A 13,707-nucleotide genomic window follows, 5' to 3' on the forward strand; every position below is an offset into this window, starting at 1 on the left:
TGTGACGGTCCTCCGCGGCGGATAGCAGAGCAGCACTTATTGAAAGAACGATTCAGCTTTCATTGCCGTTGTGCTTTAGCCAACGACCTTAATTGGGTAAATAGTTTTATCCAGGAAAAATATCGTCAATGATTTAAAGCATCAACTCCTTTACATTTTTTGGAATTTGTTTTTTGGTTCGCCGCGGCGAATGGAATTTAAACCTGAGTCCTTTGCGAAAATCTTTGCGTTCCTTGGGGTTAAACACTAGCATAATGGAAAATTATTTACGAAATTAATATAGAGTGAATCAATAATAATTATGCTGTTAAAATTTGATCCGTATGGGATTTATTGTCCGCAGGCCGATGTATACATTGATCCCTGGCGGCCGGTAAAGTATGCGATTATTACACATGCACACTCTGATCATGCCCGGTGGGGGAATGAAAACTACCTGGCGCATCATCTAAGCATTCCGGTTTTAAAATTCCGTTTAGGCGAAAATATAAAGGTCCGTGGTGTGGAATATGGAGAGGAAATTGTAATGAATGGCGTACGGATCAGCCTGCATCCTGCCGGCCATATTCCCGGCTCTGCACAGGTGCGGCTTGAATATAAAGGAGAGATCTGGGTTGCATCCGGCGATTATAAATTACAGCAGGATCAGGTATCTACACCGTTTGAACCTATACGCTGCCAGCATTTTGTAACGGAGTCAACCTTTGGATTGCCGGTGTATCGTTTTCCTGAAGCGAGGCAAACACATGCAGACATAAACAGCTGGTGGCAGAAAAATAAAGAGGAAGGAAGAGCCAGTGTGATTGTGGGCTACGCACTGGGTAAAGCCCAGCGCATCATTAAACACCTGAATCCGGCAATTGGAAAGATCTATACGCATGGTGCCGTAGATAATTTAAACCGGGTGTTAAGCAGCAGCGGCCTGGAACTTCCGCCAACATTACGCGTGGAAGGTGAAACAACCAAAAATAGTTTCAAAGGAAATATTATCGTGGCACCACCGTCAGCGATCGGTACGCCCTGGCTTAAGCGCTTTGACCCTTTCTCCGTAGCCATCTGCAGCGGTTGGATGCAGCTGCGTGGCACGCGCCGTCGCAAAAGTGCAGACAGAGGCTTTGTATTATCCGATCACGCGGATTGGGATGGCCTGAATACAGCCGTGCAGGAAACCGGAGCCGAAAATATTTATGTGACTCATGGCTATAAATCGGTGTTCGCAAAATGGCTGCGCGAAGAAATGCACCTGAATGCCGTTGAAGTAGATACCTTATATGAAGGGGAATCCTTGAATGAAGGCGAAGTAAAAGAGAACAACAACGAAACGGACACGGAGTATGAAGAAGTTCTCTGAGCTCTTTACAGAACTGGATCAGACTACGAAGACCAATGCGAAGATTGATGCGCTGGCCAATTACTTTGCTGTGTCTGACGCTGCCGATGCCTTGTGGGCCGTAGCATTACTTACGGGTAAAAAACCGAAGCGTACGGTAAAAACTTCCGAGTTGAAAACCTGGTCGATGGAACTGTCGGGTATACATGAATGGCTGTTTGAAGAATCATATCATGTAGTGGGCGATCTTGCAGAAACCATAACACTGCTGCTGCCCGCATCGGAAACACAAACCGATTATTCATTAAGCGGCATGATGGCGCTGCTGAAAACGCTGGATACTAAAACGGAAGAACAGCGCAAACATATTATCCAGGAAATCTGGATGCAGCTAAGTACTACTGAACGGTTTGTATTTAACAAACTCATCACCGGAAGTTTTCGTGTGGGTGTTTCGCAGCAACTGGTAATTAAAGCGCTGGCAAAAAATTACAAACTGGTAGAAAGCAATGTGGCGCATCGGCTGATGGGTAACTGGGTGCCCGAGATTTCAACCTTGGAAAATCTTTTATTTACTACTGATACAGAAGAAGACCTGTCGAAACCATATCCTTTCTACCTGGCTTACCAGCTGGATGTGCCGCTGGAAACGCTTGGCAATATTGATGACTGGCAGATCGAATATAAATACGACGGAATCCGTGGACAGATCATTGTACGCCGCGGGGAATTGTTTGTATGGTCGCGCGGGGAAGAACTCATGACAGATAAATTTCCGGAGTTCGAAATCTTAAAAGAAGCCTTACCCGATGGCACGGTGATCGATGGGGAGATCCTGCCTTTCAACGGCGATGAACCCATGCCGTTTCATGTGATGCAGACACGCATTGGCCGGAAAAATCTTTCGAAAAAAAGTCTTGCTGATGCACCGCTGGCCATGATGTGCTATGATCTGCTGGAATACAAAGGCAACGATGTACGTCCGCAGCCGATAAGCGAACGCAGAGCCTTGCTTGAAAAATTGATCGAAGAAATTCGCATAAAAAATCCGGCAGCCGCAGTTGTATTAAAATTGTCGCCGGTATTTGTTTGTAATACATCGGAAGAAATGACTGCCTTACGCGAAGCTTCGCGCGAGCGCATGTGCGAGGGTTTGATGCTGAAACACAAAGATAGTTTGTATGAAGCGGGCAGGAGAAGAGGCAAGTGGTGGAAATGGAAAATTGATCCGCTGACGATAGATGGTGTGTTGTTGTATGCGCAGCGCGGCCATGGACGGAGGGCAGATCTCTATACCGACTATACCTTTGCCGTGTGGAGCGGCGATGAATTGGTTCCGTTTACTAAAGCCTATTCAGGCTTAACCGACAAAGAATTGGTTGAAGTAGACAATTGGATCAAGAAAAACACCAAGGAGAAATTTGGCCCGGTGCGCAGTGTTACACCCGAACTTGTTTTTGAAATTGCCTTTGAAGGCATCAACCCATCACCGAGACATAAGTCCGGTGTGGCGCTGCGCTTCCCGCGAATCCTGCGCTGGCGCAAAGATAAGTCGATCAAAGACGCCAATCACAAAGAAGACCTGCTGGATCTGATTCAGCAATTATCCAAACCGGCATGACAGAAAAGGACGTACTTGCCTGGTTTAAAAATCAACACTGGAAAGCACACGTCTTTCAGCAGGAAACATGGAAAGCAATGCTGGACGGCTATTCCGGACTGGTGAACGCGCCGACGGGAAGCGGCAAGACTTATTCGGTTTGGTTTGGAATTCTGCTGGAGTATCTAAAAAAATATCCTGACTATAAAACAAAAAAGAAACCTGGCTTGCAGGCCCTCTGGATCACGCCTATCCGTGCCCTGGCCAAAGAGATTGAATATGCAACATCCCGCTCCTGCAAAGATTTAGATATTCCTTTTGAAGTTGCCATCCGCAGTGGCGATACAACGACTTCACAAAAAGCAAAGCAGAAAAAAAACATGCCGCAGCTGCTTGTAACCACACCAGAAAGTTTACACCTGTTGCTGTCGCAAAAAGGTTATGCAGATGTGTTTAAAGATCTGTCGACTGTAGTAGTTGATGAATGGCATGAGCTCATAGGTTCCAAGCGTGGTGTGCAGATGGAGCTGGCACTCTCCAGGTTGAAAGGCTTGAATCCGGAATTGAAAATCTGGGGAATCTCTGCAACCATCGGCAACCTGGAAGAAGCCAAAGATGTGCTGTTGGGCAATTACGGTAACCCAACAAAGATGATTCGTGCAGAGCTACCGAAGCGTGTAGAGATCGAAACCATCTTTCCCGACAAAGTAGAAAACTTTCCCTGGTCGGGTTTTGTAGGCACCAAGCTATTACCGAAAGTTGTACCGATCATTCATGCCAGTAATTCCGTTTTAATTTTTACCAATACCCGTTCGCAATCCGAGATCTGGTACCGGCAGTTGCTGGAAGCAGAGCCTGGCTTCGCGGGAATAATTGCCCTCCATCATGGTTCATTGGATCAGAAGACACGCACCTGGGTAGAAGATAATCTGCATGCGGGAAAATTAAAAGCCGTGATCTGCACCTCGAGTTTAGATTTAGGAGTAGACTTCAGCGCAGTGGACACAGTTGTGCAGGTTGGCAGTCCGAAAGGCGTTGCGCGCTTTATGCAGCGTGCCGGGCGCAGCGGCCATAGTCCGGGTGCGCTGAGCAAAATTTATTTTGTACCGACAAATTCCTTGGAAATCATTGAAGGCGCTGCTATGCGTGAGTCAATCAAACGCGGTATAGTAGAGAGCCGCATTCCATACATCAGGAGTTTTGATGTGTTGGTTCAATACCTCGTCACACTTGCTGTTGCTGATGGGTTCAAACCGGAAATTATTTATGCCGAAATTAAAAAAACATTTTGCTACGCCAGCGTCACACCTGAAGAGTTTGCCTGGGCCTTGCAGTTCATTACCAATGGCGGCAATTCACTGGATGCCTATGATGAATTTCATAAAGTGATTATTGAAGACGGAGTCTATAAGGTTACCAGCCGCACGATTGCTTCGCGGCACCGTTTGTCAATGGGTACCATTGTGAGTTACTCGGCCATGCAGGTGAAATATCTGAGCGGGAAACGCCTGGGAAGTATTGAAGAAAATTTTATTTCCAAACTCAAACCCGGAGATGTATTCTGGTTTTCAGGAAATAATCTGGAGATTGTTCATATTCACCATATGGATGTATTGGTGCGGAAAAGCAAGGCAAAGAAAGGATTGATCCCGAGCTGGCAGGGCGGCAGGATGCCCTTGTCGTCGCAGCTGGCAGAGATGATCCGCTATAAGATCGACCACTTTTTTGATGCAGGAACGATTGAAGAAGAAGAATTAAAAAAACTGCGGGAGTTGTTTGATCTGCAGGCCAAACGCTCGCATCTGCCGACCAACAATGAATTCCTGATTGAATATGTACAGAGCCGTGAAGGTTATCATGTATTCATGTATCCCTTTGAGGGAAGATTTGTGCACGAAGGTATGGCGGCTATTGTTGCGCGGAAAATTTCCGAGATTCAGCCTATTACGTTTTCTGTTGCGATGAATGATTATGGGTTTGAATTACTTTCGGATCAGGAGATTCCGATTGAAGAAGCACTGGAGTCGGATTTATTCGGAATTGAAAATCTTGAAAAGGAAATTCAACTCAGTGTGAATGCAACCGAAATGGCACGCCGTCGTTTCCGGGAAATTGCATCCATTGCCGGGCTGGTGTTTCAGGGCTTTCCCGGAAAATCTGCCAAGACAAGACATTTGCAGGCCAACGCAGAATTATTTTTCAAAGTGTTTGAACAATACGATAGCAGTAATTTGTTATTGCGGCAGGCTTATGATGAAGTGCTGGATTTTCAGCTGGAAATTCAACGTATGCGCAAGGCCTACAATCGCATCAATGCACAGAAACTTGTGCTGGTGCGGCCGGATAAACCTACACCTTTTGCATATCCGATCATGGTAGACCGGATGCGGGGCAAGTTCAGCAATGAAAAGCTGGAGGATCGTTTATTTAAAATGAAAACACAACTGGAGAAAGAATAATGAGCGGACAGCTGTTGACGATTCATGAACAGATATTTGAACTGCTGCCGCAAAAAGCCATGTATTGGCGGGATGCGCAGACGCTGATCATTTCAGATCTGCATTTAGGCAAGGCTTCGCACTTCCGCAAAAACGGCATGGCCATTCCGATGGACTCGGCTATGGAAGATCTGCAGCAGCTGGATTTTTTGCTGAACACATATTCACCTAAACGATTATTGATTTTAGGCGACCTGTTTCACAGCGAGTACAACCAGGAGTGGGAATTGTTTGGCGCACTGCGCAGAAAATATGCAAGCATTGTTTTTCAGCTGGTGCGCGGTAATCACGATATTTTAAAAGATCATCACTATGAGAAGTATGATATTGAAATGCATGCAAACACGCTGCATGAACATGATTTTATTTTTTCCCATGATAAAGTAGCTGTAAAAGAAAAACAGTTTTGTATAACCGGACATATTCATCCGGGTTTTGTATTAAGCGGCAAGGGTAGGCAAAGTATTACATTGCCGTGTTTTTATAAAAAGAAAAATACGCTGGTCATGCCGGCCTTTGGTTGGCTAACGGGTTTGGCTCACATGCCCTATGATAAAACTGCAGAAGTGTTTGTACTGACCGAAGAAGCGGTACATAGGATTTGATGCGGAATTTTATTTATATTTTGCGTCGATATCTGATTAAAATATTTGTAAACAGAACTTGCTGTATATGATCAGAAATAAATATTTAAATAATAAAATTGAAACGTTACAATTTGGTTTTTCGAATAAAAGCAATCATCTTTAAACACTAGCTATTTTTATACATCCTTTTAAATGATCAATAAAAATTTTTAGTATTAACTTTCAAAAATCAAAAATCATGGCAAAGTCAATAACTAAATACTCAATTTTTCTTGGTTCTCCTTCAGATTTGAAAGAGGAAAGGTCGGCGATTGAAGAAGTTATTAAAGAACTTAATTTAACTTACGGTTCACGACTTAATTTGATTATTGAATTACTAAAATGGGAAACACATTCTGCCCCTGGAATATCTACTTCTGCCCCTCAAGGATTAATTAACGAGGATATTGGAGATGAATACGATATTTTTTTAGGAATAATATGGAAAAGATTTGGCACCCCAACATCAAATGCTGGATCAGGTACAGAAGAAGAATTTAATAAAGCATTACATTTATTTTCTTCAAATAAGAACATACAAATTTTATTTTATTTTAAAAATTCCCCCGTCCTTTTGAAGGAAGTTAATTGGCTAGAACTTTCTAAAATTGAAAATTTTAAAAAAGCACTACCACCAAATTTATTATATTGGGATTTTGATACATGTGAAGAGTTAAAAAATTTTTTAAGACTTCATATACCAATGAGAATCGACACTTTAATAAAAAATTCATCTCAACGTCTTATTACAAATAATCAGGAAATTGGAAATGCTGATTCATTTAATGAAACAGAACACTATGGGTTGATGGATTATAATGAAATGTTTGAAAGTCTTATCAATGATACACTTATTTCGTTAACTGCAATAAATGAATCTACAACAATAGTTGGAGAAGAGATGACTAAAAAGGCAGAAGAAATCTCTAGAATTACCCAGCAAAAATCTCCTAATAAAATTGTTCTAACAGAAATTTTTAAAAGAGTCGCTAAATTAATGAATGATTATTCTAATAGATTAGCCATTGAAAATCCTATTTTTTATCACAGCTTCGAAGAAGCAATTAAAGCAGGGAGTAATTTAATTAATCTTTCGGAAGATTTTGCTAGTGAAAAAACAATTACAGATTTATTAGAATCAAAGGAGGCTATTCTAAATTTTAGAAAGATACTTCCTGAAGTTATTGTCAGCATGCATTCACTTTATAAAAGTATAGAAGATTTGCCTAGGATTCAAAAAGACATAAACATTGCTAAAAGTCAACTGTTAATACAATTGGAGGGTTTAATTGAAAAATTAAATAAGTCTCAAAGTTTAACAGAAGAATTTTCAAATGCGATTGGAGCCAAAATTGACAAATTGAAATTGATGAGCACTAACAGCAATATTTAAGATGATTAGGATCAATAAATTTGGAGCAGCATTTCCAGATAGATTTACTAAATCGCTTTGGGAGTTTTACGGTGAACTACAAACAAACGAGCTATTTCTTGTTTATATGTTAAAGTCACAAGATTTTGTTGATGAAAAGCAAGAAAAGGCAGTTTTAGAATTTAAAGAACTTTGGAAAGATGAGTCAAACGAGCTATCCAAAAAAATGGTTCATTATTTTGATACTCATCCAGAAGTCTTAGAAACAGTTTTTGATATAAGGCAATATGAACATTATTATGGTCAGATGGCATTTGCTAGGGTAATTGATAATGTGATAACTTATTTTAAAGATATATTAGCAGAAGTTATTATTAAAAGACCCCAAATACTAAAATCAAAAGAATCTGAACGTCTAGATTTTATATTAGATTTTGATACTATAGAAGATTTAAGGAATGCACTTGTTGAAAAGAAGGTATCAGAGTTGTTTTACAAAGGAATTGATGACATTGAAAAATATTTTATTGACAGGTTAGGCATTAGTTTATTTAATGATAAAGAAGATAAAATTGAGTTTAATAGATTAATAAAACAGAGAAATTTAATAGTTCATAATAGAGGAAGAATAACAAAAGAATTTATAAAAGAATTTCCACATTTAGAAAACTTAAATGAAGGTTATTATTTTTCATTTACTTTTGAAGATATTTCAGAAGCTAATATTGAATTGGGAAACTTTATTTGTCATTTAGATGAAGAAATTGCATTAAAGTTCGGGTTAGATAGATTTGAAAGTGAATTCTGATGTAATAACAATATTTTATTAACCAAAACTTTTATTCCTTTCGACCAGTTCCATATAGAAATTAAATACTTCCTCTTTCCATTCTTCGCTATTGGTTGGTTTAGATTTTTCACATGCCTGATTCAATTTTTCATCATACCACAGATATAATTCATCAGGTCTTGGATCAAACCAATCAGACTTAATATCAACACACTTAAATCGGCTCCGGCAATGGCGGTATCAAATCCTGCTTGTTCTAATCGGTTCAGGAGCTGCCTGTTTTTTATTTCTTCACCGATCAAGAATAGAGTCATTTCTGTTGCAGGAGGCAATTTTATTAGTTGTAAATGTTTTGGAATTTCGATTTTCATAGCTGTAAATAGCTGTGTTCGTTATTGCGAACACTAAGTAAAACAATTTTTTTGATATTCGGTATAATGAACACGAAAGAAGAAAAATATTTACGCTTTTTAGGGCAAAAAATTCAGAAATTAAGAGAAGAAAAAGAAATGGATCAGAAAGCATTTGCCTTTGAATGTGAAATTGGTAGAACACAATTGCACATGATCGAAAACGGCAAAACAAATCCAAGACTGCTTACTTTAATTAAAATTGCCGGAGGATTAGAAATTTCCGTCCATGAATTATTAAAAATATAATCATGACAGATTATTATAGAATATTAGGATTAGAACACACAGCGTCGGCGCAGGATATTAAAAAGGCATATCGGAAACTATCGCTTAAGTTTCATCCTGACAAAAATGGAGGCGATGAATTTTTTGAAAATATGTTTAAACAGATCAATGAAGCATATGAAATTTTAAGTAATCCATCTAAAAAGGCAACATATGATCGAAATTTCGGAAAAAGTAAACAGTACTCTCAATCATATTCAAACAACTATCAAAAGCATAAAGATCCTGATCCGTCAATAGTATTTTTTCTTTCAGATAAATCATCTTTTTATACAGGTGATACAATAACGTTCGAATGGAAAACGCTTTATGCAGACAAAGTAATGATCCAGCCCTTTGGTGTTATGTTATCGGAAGGTTCTAAATCATTTCGTTTAACAAATTTTAATAAAGAATATTTAACAGTTATTATCGAAGCTACTAATTACAAGCTGAACAAAACAGTTTACCAAACAATTCGAATAACTAATAATTCCTTTTCAACAGAATCATTCAAATCTGAAAGTAATACAACTGAAAATAATTCAAAAGAACATTTCCATCCAAAGCCTTCAGATAATTTTTTTTCAATAAAAGGAAGATTAAGACGAAAAGATTATATAAAAAGATTTCTTCTACTATTATTTATTCCAATTGTATTGAATGCTTTTGTTGGCGAAAGTGGGAAGCATTCTGATACATTTTTAATGGTAATTATAGTTTTTTTTATCGGCCTTTCAGTACTGATACAATCTATAAAGAGATTACATGATGTCAATTTAGGTGGAATATTTTGCGTTCTTTTGATAATGCCTATTGTTAATACATTATTTATTATTTATTTGTTTTTTGCCCCTGGTACTCGAGGAACAAACAAATATGGGCTTAATCCGAAGGAATAAATGACTTTTATTTTTTAATAATTAATAATAAGCAATAGTATGACACTCAACGAGCTACAAAAACAAGCAAAGACATTCGAAAAAAACTACAGAACCTTAAAAGAAAAAATCGAAAGTGAAGTAGTTGAATGGAAATGGAGCAAAAAACAATTTTTCACAGCCGAACCATTTTATTATGAAAAAAACCGTTACGGCGCACCGGCAAAAATATTAAAGACAGCACCCAAAGATCCTTCCGGTAATGTGGAATGCGGCTTCAATGTTGCCGGAGAAGTGGTGATGGAAAAGGAGATCCAGAAATTTTCCGACCATGGTTGGGATCGTTTTTTTATCCGTGAAGAAAACCTGATCTGGGAACCTGGATTTTCCAAGAAAGGTGAGATCGCATACCTGCGCCGGTTTGTAATTGAAAATGGACTCACAAAACAATGCGATCACCTGCACCTTATGGGTAGTAAGCAACACCGTACAGAAGTATTCAATTACAACAGTTCAAACCAGCTGACTTCATCCGTGATGCATAATGTGTATTATGACCGGCCTAATATGAGCAGCCTTTATCAATACAGATACGAATACAATGATGCCGGAAATTTAAAAAATCTGATTGTTGATATTGATCATACGTATGATCCGAAAGCGGTCCGTAATTTTTTTATTTACAAAGCGAAGTAAACGAAATAAAGTATACGCAGACAACCATAAATTTAACAGGTTTATTAAACACAGTGAAAAAAGAACCGCAACAATGATACACCCTCAGAACGCCAGACGAATTCAGGGAATGATCAGCATTGCAGCGTCTATAGGTTTCGGACTTTACTTTGCCATTGAACTGCTTAACAATCCGGTTTCATTTTCACAATTCGATTCCGGAATGATGACAAACACAGCACTGATTTTGTTAGATGTGGCGATTGCCGTTTATACGGACAAAAAGAAATTCGCAGCGACCGGGCAGCTCAACAGTTTTATCTCAACAGCTATTTGTCTGGCAGTAGTATTGGTTAATGTCGGGTTATATTTTTATCTCGTAGGGTAGAGGGTCGTCTCGGCGAGATACGAATCCTCCAAGGTTTTCAAAACCCCGGAGGTGGTGAAGATTCAATGTGTTTTGTAAAAATTATATATTACAATCAAAACTCTCCAAGGGTTTTAAACCCTTGGAGAGTACGTTCAATAAATTTTTTATAGATTATATTTTAACCAGCTATATTTTATTGTCATGCAACAATAAATACTAAAGCCCGGAGCAGTGTATCATATCTATACACATGTCAACGGATTTGAAAATTTCTTTAACAGAGAAGAGAATTATTTTTATTTTTTAAAAAAGTATACGGAATATATTCACCCAATTGCAGAAACATACGCTTATTGCTTAATGCCGAACCATTTTCACGTTATGATTCGAATAAGGACTCAGAAAGATGTGCTGGAATTTTTAAGGATGAAAGAATTAAATAAGTTGAAAGAGACAAGCGGAATTGTTGATACAAGCACTCTCCAAGGGTTTAAATCCCTTGGAGAGTTCGCTTAACGTCGATAGATTGTTACTATAATCAATAAGAATTTTTATAACCTTACTGCAAATGCACCAATCTCCCGCCACCCTGCATTTGCAGCGTAACATCCGGATTCCCTTTGTAGAAAATCGTGCCGCTGCCGTAACTGATGCCACCAAGTTTCTGCGCAACATTCAACTGAATTTGTCCCATGGTGCTGCCATAGATCAGGCAGCTATCTGCTGCAAGGCCCAATCCATAAAAGGTTGGAAGATTTGTTGCTGATACGGTCAGGTAACTTGTGCGGCCCGACACCTGGCAGTCACCCAGGTTGTTCAGCGTTACGGAAAACTGTTCTGTCGTGAGCGAGTCCAGGTAAATTGTGCCAGACTGGTTGTAAATACCTAAACTTTTCATGGTAACAGCACCGGTATTTTTTACACCGCCAAACCCATTCATGCTAATCGACAAAGGATCCTTCACACTAAGCCGTACCGTGCCTCCGCCGTTAAGAATCAATGCGCCGCCTGAAGACATTACCTGCGGACCGCCTTTGGTGATGCGCACAACTTCATTGGAAGTACCTTGAACCAGATCAATAACAATATTGCCATTGGCAGAAATAGAAGAGATCTGCCCATAGTTAAATGGTCCATAATCATATTCAGGTTCTTCATTCGATTTTTTACAGGAAGCAAAAACAAAAAGGGAAACAATCAGAATGGCAGAAAAAGGTTTCATACATAGAGATTTATTGATGTTTATGCATACGCTGGTTGCTTTGTAAAGTTTTTAAAAATCAATTAAATGAATTAATGGCATACATCAATTTGTACGTATATTATTAATTATATTTAACACGCAGAAAAATTTTTATAGAACCTTCTTCCAAACAGCATGAAGAAAAACATTCTTATCGGATTTATTTTTTTATTGCAGATTAGCAAAATACATGCGCAGATTGATCTTGAAGCGGGATTAGTAGGCGATTACGCATTTGCCGGCAATGCACAGGATGCAAGTATGAATGGCAATAATGCTACAGTAAATGATTCTTCACCAGCAACCGGCAGGGGTGGATGTACTGCAAATGCGTATAGTTTTGACGGCATACATAATCATATATCATTTTCGGGTGCCGGTCTTGACAATAAAAACTATTCGTATTCAGTATGGGTAAATATTAGCAGACTCCCATCTCTGGGCAATGCTATGGGGATTATGTCTATTGGAAATGCCGGCGCAGATCAGACAATTTCATTAACAAACAATTATACCGGAGGATCCTCAGGTTTTGGCTTCATCAGTTATTTTGCCTCTGCTACACAACCGGATTCATATTCAACAGGAAGATTGCCGGCCACAAACACCTGGTATCATCTTGTTGCTGTGCGCGACAATACTACACTAAAACTTTATATCAATGGTACACTCGCGGGAAAAACCTTGGCAAGTTCAGCCCAGCCATATTATGAGGCACCTGTTTTAGGCACGTTTGGAGCAAGAAATAACAACATCCAGAATTTTAAAGGACGTATTGATGATGTGCGAATTTACAATCGCGCAATCAATAGTTGTGAAGTTAAGGCATTGTACGAACTTACCACTTGTGGTATGCAGACTCGTACAACAATATCTTCAGATGGCTTATTACTAAACTATTATTTTAATGCAAATGCAAAAGATGTAAGCGGAAATAATAATAATGGAACAGTAAATAACGATGCAACCCTTGCCGCCAATCGTTTTGGCAATCCCCATGCAGCATATAGCTTTGATGGCATAGATGATAATATTTCATTCTCCGTAACAGGACTTGGCATAGATGTTTATTCGTATTCTGTGTGGGTGAATATTAAAGCACTACCATCTCCCGGTAATGCAATGGCAATTATGTCGATCGGCAATGCCGATTCAGATCAGACCATTTCAATAACAAATAATTACGACGGAACATCTACAGGTTTTGATTTCAGTAGTTATTCCAATGCCCAATCGAATGAAGTTAAAACAGGAACACTTCCAGCGGCTGCCACTTGGTATCATCTTGTTGCTATCCGCGACAATTCAACTTTGAAACTTTATATTAATGGCGCATTTGCCGGTCAAAAAACTATAAGGGAAAAAGTTCCTTCCAATCCAACAGCTGCTTCAGGAGTACTTGGTGCAGGAAATAAAAATATTCAGAATTTTAACGGACGTATCGACGATGTGAAAATTTATAACCGTGCCATCAGTGAATGCGAAGTGCAGGAATTGTATGCTGAACCAGAACCGACGTTGCCATCGGGGACGCCTCCGCCAATTCTTACCATTGATCCAACTGTCATTGATCTAACACCCGACAATGAATAGTTTGTTAGGTAAATGGATTGGGGAAATAATTTTCTTACAAAACAAAAAAAAG

At 39.2% G+C, this 13,707-nt stretch carries 13 protein-coding genes; 11 read left to right on the forward strand and 2 right to left on the reverse strand.

The genetic code is table 11. The features are described 5' to 3' along the window. Window positions 1-301 precede the first annotated feature (301 nt). The 6 genes from ACTHJT_RS12425 (at window position 302) to ACTHJT_RS12450 (ending at window position 8,234) form a co-directional block, all read left to right on the forward strand. Window positions 302-1,351, forward strand: a complete 1,050-nt coding sequence (locus ACTHJT_RS12425; protein WP_440238628.1) for a ligase-associated DNA damage response exonuclease — start codon at window positions 302-304, stop codon at window positions 1,349-1,351. Next, a complete protein-coding gene (locus ACTHJT_RS12430) occupies window positions 1,335-2,951 on the forward strand; it encodes an ATP-dependent DNA ligase (protein WP_440238630.1) in 1,617 nt (538 codons plus the stop codon). Before ACTHJT_RS12425 ends, ACTHJT_RS12430 begins: the two co-directional genes overlap by 17 nt. Next, entirely contained in the window at window positions 2,948-5,389 is a 2,442-nt protein-coding gene (locus tag ACTHJT_RS12435) for a ligase-associated DNA damage response DEXH box helicase (RefSeq protein ID WP_440238632.1), read from the forward strand. The genes ACTHJT_RS12430 and ACTHJT_RS12435 overlap by 4 nt, the downstream gene beginning before the upstream one ends. Then, window positions 5,389-6,033 (forward strand): ligase-associated DNA damage response endonuclease PdeM, encoded by a 645-nt coding sequence (gene pdeM, locus ACTHJT_RS12440; RefSeq protein ID WP_440238634.1) that lies wholly within the window; start codon window positions 5,389-5,391, stop codon window positions 6,031-6,033. Before ACTHJT_RS12435 ends, pdeM begins: the two co-directional genes overlap by 1 nt. 220 nt (window positions 6,034-6,253) lie before the next feature. Further along, complete coding sequence (locus ACTHJT_RS12445; protein WP_440238636.1) at window positions 6,254-7,447, forward strand: DUF4062 domain-containing protein; 1,194 nt, start codon at window positions 6,254-6,256, stop codon at window positions 7,445-7,447. Between the two features lies 1 nt (window position 7,448). Next, complete coding sequence (locus tag ACTHJT_RS12450; RefSeq protein ID WP_440238638.1) at window positions 7,449-8,234, forward strand: hypothetical protein; 786 nt, start codon at window positions 7,449-7,451, stop codon at window positions 8,232-8,234. Window positions 8,235-8,356: 122 nt separating this feature from the next. Here ACTHJT_RS12450 and ACTHJT_RS12455 read toward each other — a convergent pair whose 3' ends face one another. Next, window positions 8,357-8,587 (reverse strand): hypothetical protein, encoded by a 231-nt coding sequence (locus tag ACTHJT_RS12455; protein ID WP_440238640.1) that lies wholly within the window; start codon window positions 8,585-8,587, stop codon window positions 8,357-8,359. A gap of 66 nt (window positions 8,588-8,653) precedes the next feature. Between ACTHJT_RS12455 and ACTHJT_RS12460 the strand changes: the two genes are divergently transcribed. The 4 genes from ACTHJT_RS12460 to ACTHJT_RS12475 all read left to right on the forward strand — a co-directional run bounded on the left by ACTHJT_RS12460 (window position 8,654) and on the right by ACTHJT_RS12475 (window position 10,837). Then, window positions 8,654-8,875, forward strand: coding sequence for a helix-turn-helix domain-containing protein (locus tag ACTHJT_RS12460; RefSeq protein WP_440238642.1), 222 nt, complete (start codon window positions 8,654-8,656; stop codon window positions 8,873-8,875). A gap of 2 nt (window positions 8,876-8,877) precedes the next feature. Then, a complete protein-coding gene (locus ACTHJT_RS12465; protein ID WP_440238644.1) occupies window positions 8,878-9,795 on the forward strand; it encodes a DnaJ domain-containing protein in 918 nt (305 codons plus the stop codon). Window positions 9,796-9,834: 39 nt separating this feature from the next. Then, entirely contained in the window at window positions 9,835-10,470 is a 636-nt protein-coding gene (locus tag ACTHJT_RS12470; protein WP_440238646.1) for a hypothetical protein, read from the forward strand. 73 nt (window positions 10,471-10,543) lie between these two features. Continuing rightward, the gene (locus tag ACTHJT_RS12475) at window positions 10,544-10,837 is read left to right on the forward strand and encodes a hypothetical protein (protein ID WP_440238648.1); all 294 of its coding nucleotides are present in this window, start codon (window positions 10,544-10,546) and stop codon (window positions 10,835-10,837) included. A gap of 541 nt (window positions 10,838-11,378) precedes the next feature. Here ACTHJT_RS12475 and ACTHJT_RS12480 read toward each other — a convergent pair. Next, window positions 11,379-12,041 carry a GIN domain-containing protein gene (locus ACTHJT_RS12480; RefSeq protein WP_440238650.1) on the reverse strand — a complete coding sequence of 221 codons (663 nt, stop codon included), beginning with the start codon at window positions 12,039-12,041 and terminating at the stop codon, window positions 11,379-11,381. A 156-nt stretch (window positions 12,042-12,197) separates the two neighbouring features. On the opposite strand from ACTHJT_RS12480, the gene ACTHJT_RS12485 reads away from it, so the two are divergent. Next, the gene (locus tag ACTHJT_RS12485) at window positions 12,198-13,655 is read left to right on the forward strand and encodes a LamG domain-containing protein (protein WP_440238652.1); all 1,458 of its coding nucleotides are present in this window, start codon (window positions 12,198-12,200) and stop codon (window positions 13,653-13,655) included. Window positions 13,656-13,707 lie beyond the last annotated feature (52 nt).

Origin of the sequence: Cytophaga sp., from assembly GCF_051961495.1 — a bacterium.
Taxonomy (GTDB): domain Bacteria; phylum Bacteroidota; class Bacteroidia; order Cytophagales; family Cytophagaceae; genus Cytophaga.